General features: G+C 57.2%; 26 protein-coding genes and 1 pseudogene. 17 read left to right on the forward strand and 10 right to left on the reverse strand.

All coding sequences use genetic code 11. From position 1 onward, the window contains the following. The coding region (locus HX803_RS19070) for an MFS transporter (protein WP_178922582.1) at positions 1 to 1099 on the reverse strand (1099 nt) is incomplete at its 3' end. Between the two features lie 98 nt (positions 1100 to 1197). Between HX803_RS19070 and HX803_RS19075 the strand changes: the two genes are divergently transcribed. The 7 genes from HX803_RS19075 (at position 1198) to HX803_RS19105 (ending at position 7069) form a co-directional block, all read left to right on the forward strand. Next, positions 1198 to 2148 carry a LysR family transcriptional regulator gene (locus HX803_RS19075; protein ID WP_178922584.1) on the forward strand — a complete coding sequence of 317 codons (951 nt, stop codon included), beginning with the start codon at positions 1198 to 1200 and terminating at the stop codon, positions 2146 to 2148. A 448-nt stretch (positions 2149 to 2596) separates the two neighbouring features. Next, positions 2597 to 3277, forward strand: coding sequence for an EcsC family protein (locus HX803_RS19080; RefSeq protein ID WP_178922586.1), 681 nt, complete (start codon positions 2597 to 2599; stop codon positions 3275 to 3277). 142 nt (positions 3278 to 3419) lie between these two features. Then, positions 3420 to 4820, forward strand: coding sequence for a J domain-containing protein (locus HX803_RS19085; protein ID WP_178922588.1), 1401 nt, complete (start codon positions 3420 to 3422; stop codon positions 4818 to 4820). Between the two features lie 240 nt (positions 4821 to 5060). After that, positions 5061 to 5501 carry a hypothetical protein gene (locus HX803_RS19090; RefSeq protein WP_256732882.1) on the forward strand — a complete coding sequence of 147 codons (441 nt, stop codon included), beginning with the start codon at positions 5061 to 5063 and terminating at the stop codon, positions 5499 to 5501. Positions 5502 to 5594: 93 nt separating this feature from the next. Beyond that, positions 5595 to 5831 (forward strand): hypothetical protein, encoded by a 237-nt coding sequence (locus tag HX803_RS19095; RefSeq protein ID WP_178922590.1) that lies wholly within the window; start codon positions 5595 to 5597, stop codon positions 5829 to 5831. Positions 5832 to 5906: 75 nt separating this feature from the next. Continuing rightward, positions 5907 to 6653 carry a YafY family protein gene (locus tag HX803_RS19100; RefSeq protein ID WP_256732883.1) on the forward strand — a complete coding sequence of 249 codons (747 nt, stop codon included), beginning with the start codon at positions 5907 to 5909 and terminating at the stop codon, positions 6651 to 6653. Between the two features lie 32 nt (positions 6654 to 6685). After that, positions 6686 to 7069 carry a VOC family protein gene (locus tag HX803_RS19105; protein WP_178922591.1) on the forward strand — a complete coding sequence of 128 codons (384 nt, stop codon included), beginning with the start codon at positions 6686 to 6688 and terminating at the stop codon, positions 7067 to 7069. Between the two features lie 159 nt (positions 7070 to 7228). Here the strand turns inward: HX803_RS19105 and HX803_RS19110 are convergent, their stop codons facing one another. Further along, a complete protein-coding gene (locus tag HX803_RS19110) occupies positions 7229 to 7543 on the reverse strand; it encodes a hypothetical protein (RefSeq protein ID WP_178922593.1) in 315 nt (104 codons plus the stop codon). Between the two features lie 25 nt (positions 7544 to 7568). Between HX803_RS19110 and HX803_RS19115 the strand changes: the two are divergent. Continuing rightward, positions 7569 to 7844, forward strand: a pseudogene (locus tag HX803_RS19115) (transposase); the annotation flags it as partial. Between the two features lie 211 nt (positions 7845 to 8055). Here the strand turns inward: HX803_RS19115 and HX803_RS19120 are convergent. Further along, on the reverse strand, positions 8056 to 8589 hold the full coding sequence (locus tag HX803_RS19120; protein ID WP_256732884.1) for a hypothetical protein: 534 nt from the start codon (positions 8587 to 8589) through the stop codon (positions 8056 to 8058). Positions 8590 to 8665: 76 nt separating this feature from the next. Next, entirely contained in the window at positions 8666 to 9703 is a 1038-nt protein-coding gene (locus HX803_RS19125; RefSeq protein ID WP_178922595.1) for an aldehyde reductase, read from the reverse strand. Between the two features lie 100 nt (positions 9704 to 9803). On the opposite strand from HX803_RS19125, the gene HX803_RS19130 reads away from it, so the two are divergent. The 8 genes from HX803_RS19130 to HX803_RS19160 all read left to right on the forward strand — a co-directional run bounded on the left by HX803_RS19130 (position 9804) and on the right by HX803_RS19160 (position 15259). Then, complete coding sequence (locus HX803_RS19130) at positions 9804 to 10721, forward strand: AraC family transcriptional regulator (RefSeq protein WP_178922597.1); 918 nt, start codon at positions 9804 to 9806, stop codon at positions 10719 to 10721. A gap of 168 nt (positions 10722 to 10889) precedes the next feature. Further along, complete coding sequence (locus tag HX803_RS19135; protein ID WP_178922599.1) at positions 10890 to 11345, forward strand: hypothetical protein; 456 nt, start codon at positions 10890 to 10892, stop codon at positions 11343 to 11345. A gap of 78 nt (positions 11346 to 11423) precedes the next feature. Next, a complete protein-coding gene (locus tag HX803_RS33170) occupies positions 11424 to 11630 on the forward strand; it encodes a hypothetical protein (RefSeq protein ID WP_372339926.1) in 207 nt (68 codons plus the stop codon). A gap of 75 nt (positions 11631 to 11705) precedes the next feature. Next, positions 11706 to 11993, forward strand: a complete 288-nt coding sequence (locus HX803_RS19140; RefSeq protein WP_178922601.1) for a hypothetical protein — start codon at positions 11706 to 11708, stop codon at positions 11991 to 11993. A 235-nt stretch (positions 11994 to 12228) separates the two neighbouring features. Then, the gene (locus HX803_RS19145) at positions 12229 to 12879 is read left to right on the forward strand and encodes a hypothetical protein (RefSeq protein ID WP_052735757.1); all 651 of its coding nucleotides are present in this window, start codon (positions 12229 to 12231) and stop codon (positions 12877 to 12879) included. A gap of 171 nt (positions 12880 to 13050) precedes the next feature. Continuing rightward, a complete protein-coding gene (locus tag HX803_RS19150) occupies positions 13051 to 13443 on the forward strand; it encodes a hypothetical protein (protein ID WP_178922603.1) in 393 nt (130 codons plus the stop codon). Positions 13444 to 13771: 328 nt separating this feature from the next. After that, a complete protein-coding gene (locus HX803_RS19155) occupies positions 13772 to 14683 on the forward strand; it encodes a hypothetical protein (protein ID WP_178922605.1) in 912 nt (303 codons plus the stop codon). A 138-nt stretch (positions 14684 to 14821) separates the two neighbouring features. Further along, the gene (locus HX803_RS19160) at positions 14822 to 15259 is read left to right on the forward strand and encodes a T6SS immunity protein Tdi1 domain-containing protein (protein ID WP_178922607.1); all 438 of its coding nucleotides are present in this window, start codon (positions 14822 to 14824) and stop codon (positions 15257 to 15259) included. A 95-nt stretch (positions 15260 to 15354) separates the two neighbouring features. Here the strand turns inward: HX803_RS19160 and HX803_RS19165 are convergent, their stop codons facing one another. The 3 genes from HX803_RS19165 to HX803_RS19175 are packed head-to-tail and all read right to left on the reverse strand — an operon-like array spanning position 15355 to position 16319. After that, positions 15355 to 15678, reverse strand: a complete 324-nt coding sequence (locus HX803_RS19165; RefSeq protein WP_178922609.1) for a low molecular weight protein tyrosine phosphatase family protein — start codon at positions 15676 to 15678, stop codon at positions 15355 to 15357. A 24-nt stretch (positions 15679 to 15702) separates the two neighbouring features. After that, complete coding sequence (locus HX803_RS19170) at positions 15703 to 16119, reverse strand: barstar family protein (protein ID WP_256732885.1); 417 nt, start codon at positions 16117 to 16119, stop codon at positions 15703 to 15705. A gap of 23 nt (positions 16120 to 16142) precedes the next feature. Continuing rightward, the gene (locus HX803_RS19175) at positions 16143 to 16319 is read right to left on the reverse strand and encodes a hypothetical protein (RefSeq protein ID WP_176995421.1); all 177 of its coding nucleotides are present in this window, start codon (positions 16317 to 16319) and stop codon (positions 16143 to 16145) included. Positions 16320 to 16442: 123 nt separating this feature from the next. Here HX803_RS19175 and HX803_RS19180 point away from each other — a divergent pair, with 123 nt between their 5' ends. Next, positions 16443 to 16964, forward strand: coding sequence for a DUF3087 family protein (locus tag HX803_RS19180; protein WP_178922611.1), 522 nt, complete (start codon positions 16443 to 16445; stop codon positions 16962 to 16964). On the opposite strand, the gene HX803_RS19185 is transcribed toward HX803_RS19180, so the two are convergent. From HX803_RS19185 to HX803_RS19195, 3 genes are all read right to left on the reverse strand, one after another. Continuing rightward, on the reverse strand, positions 16961 to 17428 hold the full coding sequence (locus HX803_RS19185) for an MEKHLA domain-containing protein (RefSeq protein WP_372339927.1): 468 nt from the start codon (positions 17426 to 17428) through the stop codon (positions 16961 to 16963). The genes HX803_RS19180 and HX803_RS19185 overlap by 4 nt on opposite strands. 16 nt (positions 17429 to 17444) lie before the next feature. Beyond that, the gene (locus tag HX803_RS19190; protein ID WP_178922613.1) at positions 17445 to 18572 is read right to left on the reverse strand and encodes an MFS transporter; all 1128 of its coding nucleotides are present in this window, start codon (positions 18570 to 18572) and stop codon (positions 17445 to 17447) included. Between the two features lie 70 nt (positions 18573 to 18642). Next, on the reverse strand, positions 18643 to 20007 hold the full coding sequence (locus HX803_RS19195; RefSeq protein ID WP_178922616.1) for an MFS transporter: 1365 nt from the start codon (positions 20005 to 20007) through the stop codon (positions 18643 to 18645). Positions 20008 to 20019: the final 12 nt, after the last annotated feature.

Raw genomic sequence — 20019 nt, forward strand, 5'->3', positions numbered from 1 at the left:
CCACCACCCCACTCCCCGCAAACGCCAGGTTAAAAACCGTCACCAACATCGACTGCGCAATATCACCCCCCTCCCCGGCAACATCCGCCAGGGCGGTTTGCAATAAAGTCGGCGCGCCACCAAAACTCATGCCCCACAGCACCATGCCCATATAAATCGCACTCACAGACAGCCCACCCACCCCAAAGGCAAACGCAACGCAGGTAAAAGCGGTAAGGCTCAACACCATCAGGCGCCGAACCCTGCCATCAATCAGCACGCCCGTGATCCATAGCCCAACCAGGGCCGCCATGCCGAATGCAAAGAGCCCCTGCTCCACCTGATCAGCCATCCCGACGGAGGCCAGGAACGCGGCGATGTAGGTGTAGAGCGTGTAGTGCGCCAGTATCCAGAGCATGACCACCGCCAGCACCGGCCGCACACCAGGGGTCAGCAGGACGGTGCGCAGGGGCAGGCGTCGGTCGGGGCGCTGGCCTGGGTAGTCGGGCACGTTGAGGCAGATCCAGGCCATCAGTAGCAGGCTCAGCCCGGAGAGCGTGCCGAACACCCAACGCCAGCCCAGGAGCTGGCCGAGCCATGCGCCCAGCGGTACGCCGAGGGCCAGGGCCAGTGGGATGCCGAGCATGGCCAGTGCCATGGCGCGGCCGTGCAATGCCGGGGGGACCAGTCGTCTGGCGTAGCCAGCCAGCAGGCTCCAGGCCAGGCCGGTGGCGATGCCGACAAAGAAGCGCGCAGCCAGCGTCAAGGTGAACCAAGGCGACAGAGCCGTCACCGCGTTGCACACAAAAAACGCCGCGATGGCCAGCAGCAGGACCAAACGCCGGCTCCAGCCCTGCAGTGCGAGGGTCAACGGAATGGCCGCCAACCCGGAGCCGAGTGCGCACAGGGTCACCAACTGGCCCGCCCAAGCTTGCGACACGCCGAATGCCTCGGCGATTTGCGGCAGCAGCCCTGCGGGGACGGTTTCGTTGGCGGTGGCGATGAAGCTGCCCAGTGTCAGGGCCAGCAGGGCCGCCAGTGGCAGGCGTGCGGTGGTGCGATGTTCGTGCTCGCCGGGTGGATTTAAAACGCTATTTTCAAGTTGCGATTCGCCGTTCATGACCTGTGCTCAACGGGATAGGAAGCGCCAGTGTGGGGAATTGCAATGGTTTTGATAATTGGCCTACTCTTTGATGAATTATCAAAACTGAATTGAATATGGCCACTGACCGGTTGGGTGATATGCGTTTGTTTGTCGAGGCGGCGGCACTCGGCAGTTTGTCGGCTGCGGGGCGCAAACTGGCGCTGTCCCCTGCTGCGGCCAGCGCGCGGCTTATCAAGCTGGAGGCGGCGTTGCGCACCAAGTTGTTTGATCGCACCACGCGCCAGCTGCGCCTCACGGAAGAAGGCCGGTTTTACTTGCAGCAGTGCTGGGTTGCGTTGCGGGCGATCGATGAAGCCGAAGCCGGGCTTCAGGCCAGTCAAACAGAGGTGCGGGGCAAGGTGCGGATATCCGCGTCGGCTGATTTTGGCCGCCACCTTTTGAACGACTGGCTGGAGGCATTCAGCACGTTGCATCCGCAGTTGTGCGTGGCGCTGACCTTGTCGGATTCGGTGTCGAACCTGGTGCAGGACGATGTCGACCTGGCCATCCGGTTTGGCCAGCCCCAGGACAGCTCGATGATCGCCAAGCAACTGGCGCCCAATTGGCGGGTACTCTGCGCCTCACCCGATTACCTGGCGCGATACGGCGAACCTCAAACACCCGCCGACCTGGATCAGCACAAATTCATTGTGCTGGTAACGTCCGCAGGCCCCTTGAACACCTTTCACTTCACGGTGGACGGCCAGGAATGGAACCACACCGTGCCCATGAGCCAGGCCTGGGAAACCAACGATGGCGCACTCGCACGCGCCTGGGCGCTGGCCGGGCACGGCATCGCCCGCAAGACCATTTGGGACGCCGCAGCCGATATCCGTGCCGGAAGGCTGAAAGTTCTGTTGCCGGAGTTTTGTGTACGTGAGGCCGGCGTGTACGCGGTGTTGCACGGCAACCGCTACCGGGCTCCCCGGGTGCGGGTGTTGCTGGATTTTCTGACTGAGCAGTTTGGTCGCGCCACCGAAGAGCTGTTGCTCGACCTTGAAGTGCCGCGTGTGGGGAGGTTGTGAGCCTAGTCATGCCGGTTAAGTGCAGCTACGCGTCAGCGCCCACCAACCGACTCAGGCCGGTAAACCGCAGCACAATGCCTGGAAGAACGCTCCCTGCCCGTATGGTGGCGCGCGAAATCGGGCAAATATTTGGTCGATGGTGTAAGCAGCGATAACCATCCTAGCGTTGCAGAGCATGGGCGAAGGTAATCGTTGCAGACTACTGCGGAGGCACTTGGTTTACGTCAGCGGATTGTGCTTGCCACGCCTTAAGCCACTGGCTGGTGGATGTGCGCTGGTCTATGCCCATTCTGTTTAAACATTTGCTCATCTGACACCCATCCGGAATTCCGTCGCTCCTTCACGACACTTATCCATGGCAATGGTGTTATTTTGATATCATTTGTTCCGCCTAGGCGTTTGCACCTAGGCGCTAAGCAGCGGATATATCTCTCGAAAGGAATCTGGCATGACCACAGAAAAAGGCGAAGACAGCTCCTCATTAATGAAAATGGTGGAAGCTATCGCCATTAGCCCGCAGGACGCCCGTGACCTCGTTAAGCAATATGAAAGCCAGGCACGAGGCTCGGCGCCGTCCGCCACGGAAGAAAAGATTCAAGACGCAGTTATCGAAAAAATCATTAGTCGCTATTCAAAGCTGGCCGCAACGTCTGGTGCAGCCACTGCTATTCCGGGTGTTATTCCTGGTATAGGCACTGTGGTGAGCGCTGTTGGGGGAGGACTCGCGGATATCTCTGTGTGCATGAAGCTACAAATCGATATGACCATGTGCCTGGCGGTAGCCATCAACGGCAAGATGTCCAATGAAGATGCCAAGCACATGTCGTACATCATCGCGTTATGCGGTTCTTTAGAGCAGATGGGGTCTTCCAGCGCAACCAAAATCGCTAGCAAGGCTGGCGTGCGCATGGTGTATCAATATTTGAAGGGGCCGACGCTTCAGATTATCAAGGAGTTGTTCGCGAAAATCGGCATCTCGTTCACTCAGAAAGCCGCAGCGAAAGTGATTCCGTTCGGAATTGGGGTGATCATCGGCGGAACGGCAAATTACGCACTGACTACCTATGTAGGAAAAACCGCTCGTGACACTTTCCGACTTAGCCTGAAAGAAGAGACGATCACGGAATAACAACCAGCGTTAACTGGGCCGTGAAAGCGGCCCACTGAGTCAATATGGCTTCTCGGTTTGCCGCTCCTAGCCGATAACGTATGGAATGTGTAGCGCCTTCATCGAATTTCCCGCCTCTACGCAAGCGCGACAAGGACGTTAAATGCACCACGACAAGGACGACCCTAAGGGCTATTACGCAGTTTTGGGTCTAACACCAATCGTCAGCGCCGAGCAGATCAAAACGGCATACCGCAGACGCGCCATGGAGTTGCACCCCGACCGCAACCCGGGCAACAACACGACTCAGCAATTTCAGTTTTTGAATGAGGCGTACGCTGTACTTTCGGACCCTGCTTCCAAAGCTGACTACGACACTCAGACCAATTACAGCAGCGCCGCAGAACCCGAGCCCACCAAAGTACCAGATCCCATCGTGTGCTCTGTCTGTGCCAAGGTGTCAGCCCAGCCACGGGTAGTGGTGTTCCGCTCCGTGAAGAGCTTCCTCTTACTCACGATTCGCAAACCCATTGTTGGCGTGTACTGCAGCCCATGCGCACAAAAGCAATCTCTCAAGGCATCAGCAACTAGTTGGCTGCTCGGGTGGTGGGGATTTCCATGGGGGCCTCTGTATACGGTCCAGGCATTGGTCACGAACATGTTTGGCGGATCACATCCACCGCTGGAAAACGCCAGAATGCTGGGTTACCAAGCATATTATTTCTATTCAACCGGTCGTCCAGACCTGGCGCAGTCAATCGCCCAAAACGCGATGACGTACTGCAAGAAGATCCCTAAGACGGCTGGCCGCAATGAGGCAGGGATCAACGAAAGAGATAGCCTGACCAGCAACCTTGAAGCCTTTTTAGATGAACTGGGCGGCGACAGAGACAATCGTTTGAAGAGTAGTTGGGGTTTTATCCACCGCCGATTCTTCATCCATCTCGGCGCTATCGCTATAGTGGCAGGGGTGATCACTATCACAGTAATGAATTCGTCCGGGACACATTATTCCGCTCCGCGCGGTCCGATGCCTTATTCCGCTCAAGCCGTTCCACCGGTAACAGCTGCTAACGGCTCAGGTACCAACGCAACTCAACGCCCTGTAAACGCCACCAATCAGCGCGAGGTGTCTGCGAAGAAGCCGGCCTACGTGCGACCAAAAACCGCGCCCAATGGTCGAGCATGGCCTCGTACTGCCGGTTACCTGGTAGATGAGCCACAAACGCACAAAGCCGGCCATTCAGAAGTAACCATCGACAATGGCCAGAACAACTCAGACGTGTTTCTGAAACTCGTATCCCTACAAGGTGCGGTAGCCAGACCGGCAAGGCAGATTTACATTCCTGCGCGAAGTCGCTTCACCATCAAAAATCTCACCTCTGGTGCTTATGACGTTCGGTATCGCGACCTGACCTCAGGTGGCCTTTCGCGCTCCGAGTCAATGACGCTCACTGAAACCACCACAAGCCGGAACATCCAATACAGCGTAGTCACGCTCACCCTCTACAAAGTTGCTAACGGCAACACTGCGACTTACGGGCTTTCAGAAGACGAGTTCTAAACAAGTCTGGAGTTGGTACAAGGCTTGGCTCGGCTACCGGGCTCCCCGGGTGCGGGTGCTGCTGGATTTTCTGACTGAGCGTTTTGGGCATGCCACCGAAGAGCTGTTGCTCGACCTTGAGGTGCCGCGTGTGGGGAGGTTGTGAGCCGGCTCTGGCAGCCTGGATGTTTTCTGCCTACGCTGTGCCTGCCCGTTTCGAGCCACTCGCCGATTCAGTCCTGAACCAGAAGGATCTACCCCATGGGACACCTTGTCGTGGCTCACGCGATGAACGTGATGCCGGCGCTGGAGCCACTTTCCACGTTACCGAAGAGCATTGGCTGGTCGTTGCACAGGGATGAAAACACCACGTCGTTCTACCTGGACACGTTCAAGGCCGGCACAGAACGCAAATGGCCCTTCACATCCATGCCGCCCATCAAGGATGTACCGCTTGAGCTGCCTGAAGAATTAGCAGCGTTGTCGCGGGTATACAACCTGCTTGAGAGCGTCCGGCTAGCCAACACGTTCAAGAGAGCGTTCTTGAACCTGAACCTGGCGCTCAGTAAAAGCCTTCAATTAGAGATTTTCAGCGTTTGCACCGATGACGACGGGCTGGATTTTGTGTGCAGAGAGCCCATCGCTGGGCCTGGGTTGCCTCGATGGCATGGAGGTCACACCGATGAAGATCGCAAGCTCTGAGAAGGCTTCGCTGGCGCCTGAGGTGATTGTTCAGAAGGCCTGGTGGAAGTGGTGGTAGCGCCTCCTGTAACCAACCAAGAGCATTCGACTTACATGACCCAATCGACGACCGTCAGCAGCCTCATCGGCCCCTGGAAAGGCGTGGCCGAAACCTCGCTACAAGAGCGATGCCGAGACGCCTGGAATACGCCGCTTGACGAGTTTTCTGACCTGGAGGTCGCTACTTTTCTGAACCAGAAGATCGCAGCGCCCCAAAAGCTGGTCGAGGCTAAGCGGCGGTTGAAGTCCGCTTTCTGCCCCTCACAAAGGGCAGAAAACGGCCAGCAGTAGACGTTCAAACTAGCGAGTAGCCTCTCAACCTGACAACGCCACCTATTCCGGTGGCACCTGAAAATAGCGCGCGGTTTGAATATTCAATATTCTTCCGGCATGTCCAGATCTGAACGCCTCCTCAATCTCCTGCAAATCCTGCGACGCTACCGGCATGCCGTCAGCGGGCAAACGCTAGCTGACGAACTCGGCATCGGGGTTCGCACACTCTATCGCGACATTGCCAGCCTGAAGGCTCAGGGCGCGGCAATCGAAGGGGGTGTCGGCGTCGGCTACATCATGAAACCCGGTTTCATGCTGCCTCCACTGATGTTCGGCTCCGTCGAATTGGAAGCGCTGGTTCTTGGGATGCGGCTGGTAATGGAGCGCCGAGACAGCGAGCTGACGCAAGGTGCGCAGGCGATGCTGACAAAAATATCGGCGGTTTTGCCACCGCCCCTGCGGCGCGAATTGGAGGTCTCTACGCTGTTTGCTGGCATGGGACAAACATCGACAGATGCCACAGCTCACTCGGGCCTTCTAAGGGAGAGCGTCCGGCTTGAACGCAAGCTGGAACTGAGCTACCAGACTGCGGCTGGAGCAGTCTCCCAACGCACAGTCTGGCCGTTTGCACTCGCATACTTCGAGCGGGTGCAGGTGTTAATGTGCTGGTGCGAACTGAGAGGGGCTTTCCGCAATTTTCGTACTGATCGCATCAATCAAGTGGTGCTCTCAACGGATCGCTACCCTCAAAGCAAACAGGCGTTGCTTGAAGAATGGCGTCGCTCGATGCCGGCAAGGGGCATAACGATACTGTCAGAAACTGACACGGGTTGGCTTTAAGGTGAGATTTCTCCCTCTCGCCAGGTCTGCTCATGAACTTTGCCTCCGTACGTATCGTCACCCAAAACTTCAAACGCGTCGTCGACTTCTACAAAACACTCTGCGCCATTGAGCCTAAGCATCTCGCTGAGGGATTCGCCGAAATTCATTTCAATGGCATCGTTTTGGCAATCAGCGAAGAACGCTTGATCCGGCTTTTTAACAATGGGCTTGCCTCGGCGGCGGCAAATCGCTCCGCTATCCTGGAGTTCGAAGTCGACGACGTGGAGGCGGCCTTGATGCTCGCAGAAAAGGCAAACGCAGAAGTCGTAATGCCGATCACACTGATGCCTTGGGGTAATACCTCGGCGCTGTTGCGCGACCCAGATGGCACATTGGTGAACATCTTTTCCCGAGGTGCGCGCGACTTATCGTGACTGCAAGTTAGGAGCCAGGCGGCGAAATTTGTCGCTTAGGTCTGTATTGGTCATTAGCTTCCCGTTCTGGAAGGCGGTTTTGGGTCGATTCCGCCCCCCTAGAGGGCAGCTAACGGCCCATAGTGTGTAAAAACACTAACCGCGCTGTCGCCGCCGAACTCAAATGGGAAGGAATGCCAACGTTTCAAGGTTGATCTCAGCGTAACGCCCCAAATCCGCCTTGTAGAGGCAGATCCTAGAGACCCCAAACTCCGCCTGCAAGAAAGTGACGAGCTGTCTAAGGTTGCCCTTGGCATGCGCCGTGGTCGGACTTACGACAGTCGCACACCCTGGTTCGTCGTCGTAAGTTCTGATCAGGAATATGTCCCCATCGTTCTGCACGCTGTAATTATGACCACGGTACTCATACCCTAAATCATGGTCGACATCGTCAAAACGGGTAGATTTCACTATCTTCACAGCAGCATCCAACATTCGAATTCCAGAAGAGGATCGTCTCGTGAAGCGCTTTATTCAAGGGGAGCATAGAGGTCAAGGCACCTTACTTCCCGAAAGCTTCGACGACTACGTCAACGATACCAACCCGGTACGTATAGCCGACGTCTTCGTCGACGAGCTCGACCTGGTCAATTTGGGTTTCGACGGTGCTGTTCCTGCTGATACGGGCCGACCTGCTTACCACCCTGAGGTCCTGTTGAAGATCTGTGTCTATGGATATCTCAACCGCATCCAGTCGAGCCGACGCCTGGAGCGAGAAGCCCAACGCAACGTTGAAAAGCTCTGTACATCATTGGAGAACACAGGCGCTCACTCAACTCCACTATTTGCGCCACCCCGGGAGTGTCTGGATATTGCCAACGCGGTGACGCTAAAAGCTCCCTGGCTTCAGCGACCAAATGAGCGGTAATGACGGGGTTCAAAATCATAAGCTGGCTCGCCTGCATTCAAGGGATTGAGGGAAATTCGCGAGTGACCACCGAGGACGCTTACGTGACCATCACAGCGAGCACCGCCAAATTCCCCCCTATCCCAGTCACCACCCACGCAAACGCCACCAGCGCCTTGAACACCTTGCGCGAGGGGCTGAAAACAACCCCAAGCAACGCGCCGATCAGGATGCCGGGAAAGCTGAACAAGTAAAAAAGCCAACCCATGGCGTCTGTGACCCACAGGTGAAAAAGAAACAAGTACAGCGCCATGGCCACAGCCATTCCCCCCAGCGACTCCCGTGACGCCTTGCACAGCAGCGCGATGCACAGCACGGCCGCTTGGGGTAACCAGGAGGAGGCAAAGTTCTCAAGAAAGAACGGGCCTTTTCCCGTGGTGTAGACGGCAACGGCGAGCCCCAGCCCGACACCGATGGCGGCCAGCGGAATACGCGTGAACGCTGGAGGACTGTGTTCTACTGATCTCATTCCCTGTGACCTTTTTGAAGCAAGTGATTGGTGAAACGCCCGCAGCCTTTTTACAGTGAATTCCCACCGAATCAAGCGACATTCGAACTGCCAGCGTTCGGTCAAAAGCAGCCCCTCACATCAGGCTGCTTTCGACCCGAAGCGCGCGGTTGCCAGCCATCAAACACCCGCACGCCTCACCTCAGCGATGTTCAATCAAACCGAGTTCGATAAAACTCCTGGCCGTTGCAACAATGGCGTCTTCCGGGCTGCGAGGTGCCCAGCCCAACAGTGTCATGGCCTTGGCCGCCGTGACGCTCATATCGACGCCCAACAGCTTGACCATGCCCAGCATCATCGGATTCGTTTTGGCAGCGGCACGAATGTTGTCATCGCTCAGTTCCTGAGTGGAAACATTCCTGGCAGCCTCACCCAGATGATCGCGCAGCGTGCGTGCCACCTGGACCATCGGCAAGCTGTCGCCCGAACTGGCCAGGAAACGTTCGCCGTTAGCGGCCGGATGCGTCATGGCCAGCAGGTGCAACTCGGCCACATCCCTGACATCCACAAAACACGAATTGATGTTCGGGCAGCCAGGCTGTCCTTCCAGCATGTCTTTGATGATCCGTGTGGAGTGAGAATAGGTTGCGCCCAATACCGGGCCCAGCACCGCGACCGGGTTGATTGCCGCCAGTTCAAGACCTTGCCCTTGCGCACTCTGGATGAATTCCCAGGCCGCGCGCTCCGCCAGCGTTTTTGATTTCTGATACGCCCAGACATCGCCGCTGACATCACTCCAGTCGGTCTCATCAAACGGGCGGCGGTAGTCAGCTGAATGGCCGACGCCAACCGCACCGAACGCCGAGGTGAGGACAACACGCTTGACTCCCGCCTCGCTCGCGGCGCGCAGTACACGCAAGTTTCCTTCAATGGCTGGATTGACCCAGTCCGCTTCAGTCACCTGGTTGCCTGACGGCGTAGGCGATGCACCGTGAATCACGTAGCGACAACCGGCGACGGCCTCTTTCCAACCGTCATCGGACATCAAGTCGGCGACCACAAACGACAGGTCGCTCCCCGGGTCGACATTGCGTTGTTTCAGATGCCTGCGCACTTCAGCTTCGCGCGCCAGCGTACGCACAGTCGTACGAACCTTAAAGCCCTTCTCCAGCAGTGTGATGATGCAGTATTGGGCTATAAAACCTGTGCCCCCGGTTACCAATACACTGTGTTCACTCATGCCTGCCTTCCTCACCGGATTGATCGTCAGGAAAGGCTACCGGCCTGCTACCGGATTCTGAATATTTGATCGTACGCCAGGCTTGCGCGATAGTACGGAAATGCACAACGATCCTTTTTCCGACATCCTCAAACTCGCCCGCGCCGAATCGCTGGTGACAGGCGGTTTTACCGCAGGCGGGCGCTGGGCGCTGCGTTTTCCCGCTCCGGACAACATCAAATTCTTTGCGGTCATCAAAGGCAGTTGCTGGGTCACGTTCGAAGGCGACGAAAGCCCGATGTTGTTCCGCACGGGTGATGTGGGGCTACTCAGTGCCAAACGCGCTTTCGTACTCGCCAGTGATCCGGGGGTCGAACCCACCGATGCAATGCGTGTGTTTTCGGGCCCGGGCAAATCCCACGTGCCCATTGGTGAGGGCGACGATTTCGCCCACATTGGTGGCCACGTACTCCTCGACCCTGTCAGTGGGAGGCTGTTGAGACAGGTCCTGCCGCCGTGGATTCACGTGCCAGCTGCGGCGCCTGAGGCCGCTTCTTTTCGCGGGCTGCTTGATCAACTGGTGCAAGAACGGCTAACCCCAAAGCCAGGCGCGCAGTTGGCATCCGCTCACTTGGCTCAACTGCTGTTCATCCAGATCCTGCGCGCTCACCTGGAAACCAACGGTTCACCGCTGGCGGGATGGCTGGCCGTGCTTGGCAATGCCCGTCTTGCACCGGCCCTGCAACTGATGCACGGCGACCCTGCCCGCTCGTGGCACCTGGAAGACCTGGCACGCGCATGCGCCATGTCACGAACGACGTTTGCACACCACTTTCGCACCGTGGCGGGGATGACGCCAATCGCGTATCTCACACATTGGCGGATGCGGCTGGCTGAGCGCGCGCTACGTGAAGGCAACGAGCCTATCGGCACGGTTGCACAGGCGCTGGGGTACACCTCCGAAAGCGCCTTCAGCCATGCTTTCAAGCGGGAGACAGGTCTCGCACCCAAGGCTTGGCGGTTTGCTGCGAAAGGATGAATCGGTTGAGTGCTGGATCTGTTCAACGCTGGGCATAGACACCTCGACATGGCTCGCCCCCTTCAGCAACCGTTGAACCTGGCGATAACCTGTTCAGTGACTCACGCGGACTCAAGCACTTTCCCACCAGGCGCCCCCCCCGGCCCTCTATCGTTGAATGGACTCCCTATGCATCACCGCATCCATGCCGCTTACCATCAAGCGAAATTCAGCCGTAGCCGTTGTGCCTGGCTGTTTATCGACGATGTACCGATTGAGGAATGGCTAAACAGTCACCTCGAATACCCCGATCTCGACCTGAACGGCCTTTCATTGATCTGGTTGCTGGACGAGGAAGAAGGCGCGCTCGCCCAGCGGCGTTTTACGCCCGCAGAAGACGGCACATCGACGCCAGTTCCGCTGCTGGTCTGCAGCGATGACATGGACTTCGATTGCTTTGTGCTGATGACCGAACAAGTGATTGACGGAGAGACGCTGCACTGGCGCCGTTTTGGGTTGAGCGTGTCCAGCGGTCTGGAAGTCGGTATGACCACTCGATGGGACGTCGAGAATCGCCCGATCAGCTTTTCCCTGACGGAATTTCGCCAGGCGCTGGAAGACTTTTACAGGCTGGTGAAAGCCTGAAGGGCTGAGTGCTGGATAACTGGCCCAGCCCTCCGGCATCTGCCTTGAAATCCAGCATGCTTGCGGCTGCCAAGACTATTGCTGGGTTCTGATTACTCTGGGATTGAGTATCTACTGTCGGCCTATGGCGGAATGGGCTCATTAAATGAACTCATTCTTGGTCAAAGCTATGTCGATGGCGTCCTTTCTTGGAATCCAGGTCATGTCGAGCTAAACGAAAAATTCATTGAATTGTGTAACAACACCAAACAGCTCGCCAACGCGATAAAACGGTCTCAAACTTGATCACTCACCTAAACAACGCCCCCGCAGCCACGTTTGTGCATTCCCTTCACGCCAAACCTTAGACGGCAATAATAGATGAGCCCAACTCTCGACACGGCAGCCAATGGACATCTGACACTCAGTTTCAACGCGTTGTCAGACGCTTGTTGGCTATCGCTAGCTGAAAACCTGATCAAACGCCGAGGGTTCAAACGATTGGGCTCACCTGTCATAGGCGTTGATGAAAAAATTCACCAGAATTTCCAATGTGCTGAGTTCAGCCTAGCCGCTGGCTGGGACATTTGGTCTGGGCATTATTTGCTATCAGACTCAGTGGCGGGCGATGTTTTCCTGCAAGAGCTATTCGACCAGCTCAGCTCCTGACAGGCGACTCAAGTCATTCGCTCCGCTTACTGGGAATGCGTGCCTGGGCGTACGGGAACGTCTGAAATGGGTGGATTGTAGCTGGTCGCGAAAGACCGGAGCCGGCCAAAACGGTCAGTCGTGGCCGTCAGCTTTCGGCCAGAAGCGGGCATTGGGTGGTACATGGCGATATATTCCAGGCATAGCAATCCACCTTCATTCACGATACTCACTAAAGACAATGGTCAGGAAAGACATGAACTTCACCGACGAATTAGTAGCCGCCTTCCCGGCAAGCAACCCGGTACCTCCAGTATTACGACAGACCATGGAATTCTTGGAAGCACTAGGCTGCGTCCGTCACTATCGGACCGGGGGCCGCTACATGACTTTGCATCCCGAACCTGAATACAACAACAGCGCTATCACCGCCTTTCACGTTCCGGACTCCGCCGATACTGCTCGATGGACGGCCTGCGAAGATCCCAGAGTAAACGAGCGGCTATCAATATTCCTCAGGACTGGTGGCGATGGATCGTGGGCAGGGTTATGGCTGGACGACCACGATCAGCAGCGAATCGTCCATCTTGGCTCGGGCTCGGGATCAGACATGCTCTGCGTCTTGACCAATAGTACGCAAGACCTGATTCGCTTACTGGCCATCGGTTACAACGAGCACTGCTGGCCAGAGGAGTTTACGAGAACACCGGCCGAACTGCGGGAGCAGCAATACGCAGATGATGACTACCCAGCACCACCTAGGGCATTGCGGGCGTACGTGGAACGCACGCTTGGCCTCAGCGTCCCGGCACGCGCATCAGATCTCATCTCAAGCACAACAAGCATGGACGCGCATGAATCCAGTGATCCTTTCTGGAACTGGCTCAAACAGGTAAGAAATGATTGAAAGGTCCCGTCACGATCTCGACCACCAGAAGGTCAGAGAATCGCAGGATTTTTCATCAAGCCTTGGATTCATTGGCCGCTCGCAACGGGCGTAGATCAGCAAAAAATCGACGTTAGACACGTAATCGCAAGCTGCCTAATCCAAGCTTCGAAACCACGATAGGGGAAAGATATGGCAGGAGGGAACATCATCTGCGGCACCTTCCAAAGTGCTGACAAATCCGGACCAGCCTTGGAGGCTGTGTTAGAGGCACTCCCGTTGCAGGCTCACGAACTGATCGAAAATGTTAAACAGCAACTCGATACAGCAGAATTTGTCCTCATAGAGGTTGAACAAGCGAAAAGCTTGCTTCCATTCTTACAGGTCTACCAGGCTCAATTGATCGCTGAGATCGGGCACGATGATTGGGCTCGCGCAACACAGGAGGAAAAGTCTTCGCTTGAACCTGTCGCGGCAAAGTGGGGATCAGGTAAGGGATGGAGGCTTTACTGTGTGCGAGATCTCGTAGGGGCCTGTGAAAATTCGTTGGTAGAGATGGAACCAGTCTGCATCACGTTTAGTTAACTGCTTCCAGCTCGTTTTCACACAACCTGGGTCGATAGCAGCCCTTTGCCAAAGGCAGCCATCGACCAACAGCACCCCCTGGGCTCCTTCCGCGTTGCGGGTTCAACAAAGGCGAAACCGCAACGCGAAGACACCCAGGGGTAAAGCATGGCCCTTCGGCCGATTACAGACCGACCGCTATCGGCCAAGAGCAGCCAGTCAGTTGTTTCTGCGAGAACAGGGGCAATTTAATGCTCACTAGATACTTGCTCAAGCTATGAGTGATCGCGTCGACACCCTACGGGACAGCTATAAAAGGCTAGTATTCCCACCGCACAGATGTGAGCTTATGAAAACAGTTATTTCCTCGCTTGAGTCCACAGCTGAAAGCCTTTTGAAGCTAACCGGTGCTGCACTTAAGTTAAGTATCGCCTTAGGTAGTGCCTGCGTTATCATTTATGCATTACGGGTTGGTCACTTCCCCCAAGGTCTGACCTTAGGGGACGGACTATTGTTCATGCTGGCCGCGAGTTGCTTTGGTGTTGTATACGCCATGTTTGTCGGCTGCCTAGTCTCGCTTGGTATTGTTTTTTCTATTGTGATACGACCAACTTTCAACTTCGCATTAAAGCGTATACAGGCAAAAACCAATACGAAGAAAGAACTGGCATATGAAATGGCGCTGTTTCATTGGATGGCCATTCCTTTCGCTCTTGTGGCTATGGTGCTGATATGGGTATTTGGACAACGTGACATAGCGGCCTACTGGAATTTGCCGCTGCTCTCGATAGCGCTCTACATCTTTTATTCCATAGCGAAGTCAGCAGGAACCCAGTACCGCCGGCATGAGCGGTTGCTTAATTCTGTGATCGTCACTCCCGAGAAAGACGAATTACAGATTTCTGGAAAGGCCGGAAAACAAAAAAATGCTTATTTGGTGAGCATCACCGTTGTCATGCTGATGCCGTTAGCGATAGGCGGTGTATCAGGTCTACTCATGGATGGCGCGATGCGTATGGCACAGGTTCGCATTGAGCACGCCGCTGTGTATGTGAAAGCACCTTATAGCGCTCTAATGCCTGATGCGCTGGTAGCCAAAGAAGCCAAGGCCCCAGAAGGCTACAAGGCTTATGCCGGTGTGACCGTGCAATTCAAGGGCTTTGGTAATACGACCGTTATTGCCTTCAAGGATGGCGGGCTTCAGCGCCAGTTGGATGTTCCAAATGATCAAATCATCGTGGAGAGTAAGACGGGGGAGTGAATCATCCCTAGTTTAGTGGGCAGGCAGAATGGCCTGCTCTCGGCCAGAAGCAGTCACCCAAAAATGACGTAATCTACCTAGAAGATGCACAAAAAAGAACAATGACAGCCGTATTGGAATACATTAGGACAGGTGCCCATGGACTTGATTGAAGAAATTGAAAAAGCGTGGAGCTGGGTAGGAATCAAGCCCGTAGAAGTGGTAGGTGACAATGATTTTGGCAACCTCATTATCAAAGACGCCGAAGGTAGCTATTGGCGGCTGTGTCCTGAAGAACTCTATTGCAATAGAGTCGCAAATGATCGCATGGAACTGGATGCCCTCTCTCAAAACCAGGATTTTCTGTACGACTGGTACATGGAGGCATTGGTAAAACAAGCAAGAGATAAACTCGGCCTGCTTCGTCCTGGGTACAAGTACTGCCTGAAAATTCCTGCCGTGTTAGGTGGCCAGTATGAAGAGAGCAACCTAGCGACGATTTCACTTCACGAACAGGTGGCAATTTCAGGACACCTGGCCAAGGAACTCGGCGAGTTGCCAGATGGCGCAAAAATCCGTCTTGATATATCAAAATAGAGCCCCTCTCATAGCACTTCATCCATGTCCCTTCTCAAGACATATTGGGGCGCAGGAAATTGGTCGTCTGCTATTGGCCGGAAGGCGACATAACATCATATGGACAAATAACGCCCCACTCTCCCTTCCAGCAGCTTGATCAAAGCCGGTGCCATGTATTCGTAATCATCAGGAACATGCAGGCAGACAATACGTTTACCCTTCAACTCCGAGGCAAAGCGAGCCGTCAGTTTTTTCCGATGGATCGGCTCCATCACAAAAATCAGCTCGGCCCATGCCAAAAGCTCTTGGCTTACGGGCACATCTGCATCGTTACTGACGCCAGCAGATGCCGTCTCAATACCTGACCAATCCGCAAACAACTGTTCGGCGGTCGGACTGCGTAGGCGGTTTTTGCTGCAGATGAAAAGCACATTCAAAGTGAGTCAGCTCCATGCGAACACTCAAACATTAAAAGCAAGCGCCAACAGCGGAGCCCCGCCCGCGACCACCATTCGCCAATTCACAAATCCCGCACACTCCACCAACGCCTCAAACTGTCCAGGAGAGCGGCGTTTGAAGCCCTGGGCATTTTCGATGACCAACAAAAGCGTTTGTCCGCTTTGAACGTGAACAGAAGACATTTCTGCGCCAGGGTCATCCAGGTAACAAAGACAATCCACCCAAGCATCCATGTTGCGACCGTAAAAACCCGGAAATCCGAACGTCTCGGCGAAAACACTGTGGAAGGTTTGCCAATCCGTAATCAGGTCTGCATCCACTTGCACCATTGCCAGATCAACCTTCGCCAGCCTGAAAAAACAGGTATGGCTGTCTCGCAACGTAAAGTCAACGACGGGGTATGAGTCGACCGCTTCCAAGGCAGACTCACACCCCACTCTCGTTACAACGGACGTGCCTTGTCGTGAAGGTTTTCCAGGTCTTCTTCTACCTGTTCCACGTCGTTGTCCTGACGCTCCGCCGGGTCATTGGGGCGTAACGCATCGTTGTCGCGCTCCTCTTCGCCGGGTGTGCGGTCAGGGTTGGGTGTACCAGGCGGCGGCTGTTTGTATTCGGGCATGACGGTTCACCTTTCAAGTGGGTGGCCTACAGCGTTTTAGAGAAAGCCCCGGGAACCATCGTTCAACTCTTTTGCGTAAGCATGAGAAGATGCCGCCCTGCCCCTCTTGGAGAGCTGAACCGGATGTTCGAACTCAAACCTTGCGACCCCGTCACTTACCGCCAACTCACCCGCCGCAGCACGCTGATCATCGCCGTGGTGTTCATGGCCCTGGCCATGCTGCTGTCGAGCCTGGCGGTGATGCTGTTTGGGGAGCCCGGGGGTGACAACTTCCGCTTCAACGTGGGGGGTGTGTTTGCGGGCGTGCTGGTCACCGTCGCGCTGGTGCGTGGCCCGCTGTGGAACCAGCCGTGGCTGGCGCCGGCGTTGTATGGCTGGCAACTCAAGCGCAGCCTGATGAGCATCACCAACGTGATGCACCGGGTCACCGAGGGCGTACAAGCCAACGACCCGACCGCTCTCAAGGTGCTGCGTTTCTATCACCTGGGGCTGACGCAGATGCATGCGCTGGATGCCAACTCCAGCGCCCAGGCGCAGTTGGTGGGCGAGCTTGAAGCGCACAAGGCGAAGCTGCAGGCGCTGGGGATCGACACCGAGCAAACCCGGTTCGACCCCGCTTGGCTGGAACGCTTTAAAAGCGCTTAGGCCAACACGCCGATACGTTGCTCATCCGGCCAGAACAGCGCGGCCTGCCCGCAGGGTTGGCCGGCGTTATCGAGCAACGTCCACACCACCCCGGCGTGGATCATGAACGGCTCACCCTGCGCATCCACCCGCCAGCCGCTGTAGCCATCGGCAATGCCGTTGGCGGTGACCTGTTCCAGCAGCACCTGGCGTGCGGCGCGGTCGAGTTCCGAGGCGCTGAAGCGCGACGGCATGCCGATGAAGTCTTCACGCGGGTACTTGAAGCAGCTCAGCGCGCAGGCGTTGACGTAGGTAAACAGCGGATCGGCGGCGCCGTCGTGGGCCAGCAGGCTGTAGGGGGCCTCGGCGTGCAGCCAGGCCAGGCGTTGGTGCGGGTCCAGGTGTTCGGGGGCCGGCAGTCCCTGGCCGGTCCAGTGTCGATACGCCTCATCCAGCACGCTTACGAAATTTTCTTGAAGGGACACACACAACCTCACATCGTCAGTGGGAAACTTTTGCCCGCCAGCAGAACACCGCGCTCAGTGCGATCGCGGCGCCTGCCACGCCGAATACCCAGGGGGCCGACGCCACCGGCAGCAACAAACCGGCCAGCAGCGGCCCGAGCCCCGCGCCCACGTCGCGCCACACCGCGTTGGACGCCAAGGCAGAAACCCGCATCGAGCCCGGGTTGCGTTCGGCCACCAAGGTGGTCACCAGCGGCAGTTGAAGGGCGCGCAGCACCAGCACCGCCGCCGCGCCGACGATCACCCAGTAACTGCCAAACGCGGTCAGGGCCAGGGCACTCAGGAACGAAAACAGTAGCAGCATCGAGGTGGCGCCAAAGCGTTGAGCCGCCCGGCCACCGAGGGGGCTCAGGAGCATTTCCGAGGCATACCGCAGGGCCATCAAGCCACCGGCGATCAGCACCGCGTTGCCACCCAGAATTTTCTGCGCCTGGATCGACAGGCCAAAAATGAACAGCCCATCCAGCGCCACGCCTTCGATAAACGACCAGGTCGCCACGCTGTCCGGCCATTTGAAGCGCCGCCCGGTGCTGTGCAGATCATGCCCGGTGCGCGGCAGGCCGTGGGCCGCCCATAAGCCCAGCAGACTACAACCGGCCAGAATCAGAAAGATCGGACGCGGCCCCGCCCACAGTGTCAGCCAGCCGCCCAAGGGCAGCGCGAGCATCGGCCCCAGCGCGATCATGGCCCGCGAGCGCCCTGCCCTCCGCGCCGCGCCTGCAGGTTCTGAGGTGGCCAGTACTTGGGTCGACAGGTTCAACGCGGCAAAACACAGGCCCCAGATCAGGCGCAGGCAGAGCAGTGCCGCGAATCCCGATAGCATCGAGTTGCCCAGGGCACACACGGTCGCGGCACCTGCGGCGATCATGCAGGTGAGGCGGTCACCGTTGCGTGCATAAAAGTTGAGGACATGCCGGTAGCCGAAAATCCGCACCAGGCGGTTGGCCGCCAGCAGCACCCCAGCCTGGGCCAGGGTGATGCCGAACGCCTGGGATTCCATGGGCAGCAGCAGGTAGAGCAACACGTCACTGGGCAAGCATAAAGCCAGGGTCAGCGCGGCGCGGCGGGAAGACACATCAGCAGTGCGTTGGACCAGGCTGGACATAAATCTGAAACATCCCGAAATATTCAGGTCGCCACGGTAGCCTTCCCGAACGGTGTTTTACAACGCTCAATCACGCCTTTTTGTCATACGGCAACAAACGCAGAACGCTCGCCACCGCGCCCACCAGGGCAAACCCGCAGCCCAGCCACAGCGCGTATTGCGGGCCACTGCCCAGGGACAAATGGAAACAGAACGCCACCAACGAAGCGCCCAACGTTTGCCCCAGCAACCGTGAAATCGCCACGATGCCGCTGGCCCCGCCGCTGCGGGCCAAGGGTGCGCTGGTCATGATCGCCTTGAGGTTGGGTGACTGGAAGAACCCGAAACCGGCACCGCACAACGCCATGCGCCAGCCGATATCGAACGCCGACGCACCGCTGCCCAGGGTCGCCAGTGCAGCCATGCCCACACTGAGCATCAACAGGCCGATGCCGCACAGCACGCCGAGGGACACCCGGTCCGCCAGGCGCCCCGCCACCAGGGCCATCACCGCCACCACCGCCGGCCAGGGCGTCATCAGGAAACCGGTTTCCACCTGGCTATGGCCCAGCACTGCCTGCAACAAAAATGGCAGCGAGACAAACGCCAGGCCCTGGGCACTGAATGCGCAGATCGCCGTGAGGGACGACAGGGCAAACACCGGACGCTTGAACAGGTCCACCGCCAACATCGGCGCCGGGTGCCCCGCCTCACGACGCAGCAGCAACACGCCACACACCAGCGCCACCGCAATCAAACCCAGGGTCAAGGCGCCCTGCGCACCATGCACCGCCGTGCCCAGGCCCAGCACCAGCAAGGCAAACAACCCGGCACACAACACGGCGGCGAAGCGGTCGAACGCGTGGCCGGTCAATGGCAGCACCGGCAATGAGCGCAGGCCCAGGCCCAATGCGAGCAGGCCCAGCGGCACGTTGATCAGGTACAACCAGTGCCAGGTCGCCACCGACAGAATCGCCGACGCAGCGGTCGGCCCCAACGTGAACGCCAACCCCACCACCAGCGAGTTGTAGCCCAGGCCGCGCCCCAGCATTTTCGAGGGATAAATGTGCCGCAGCAGCGCGGTGTTGACGCTCATCAACGCCGCCGCGCCCAGACCTTGCGCCACCCGTGCGGCGGTGAGGGTCAGCAGCGAGCCGGCCAGCCCGCAAAACAACGACGACACGATAAACAGCAACAACCCGCCGAGGTACACCCGACGGTGCCCCAGCACATCACTCAAGGACGCAAACGGCAGCACTGTGGCGATAATCGCCAGCTGGTAGGCATTGACCACCCAGATCACCGAGGCCGAATCGGTGCCGATGCCCTCGGCCAGCGTTGGCAGCGCCGTGTTGACGATCGCCGTGTCCAGGGTTGCCATGCCGATCCCCAAAGACAGGGCGATCACGGCCGGTAAGCGTTTATTGGAGGGCAACCCATCGGCGACAGAAGACATGAACAATCCACA

This window comes from Pseudomonas sp. P7548, from assembly GCF_013386585.1.
In the GTDB taxonomy this organism is placed as follows: Bacteria; Pseudomonadota; Gammaproteobacteria; order Pseudomonadales; family Pseudomonadaceae; genus Aquipseudomonas.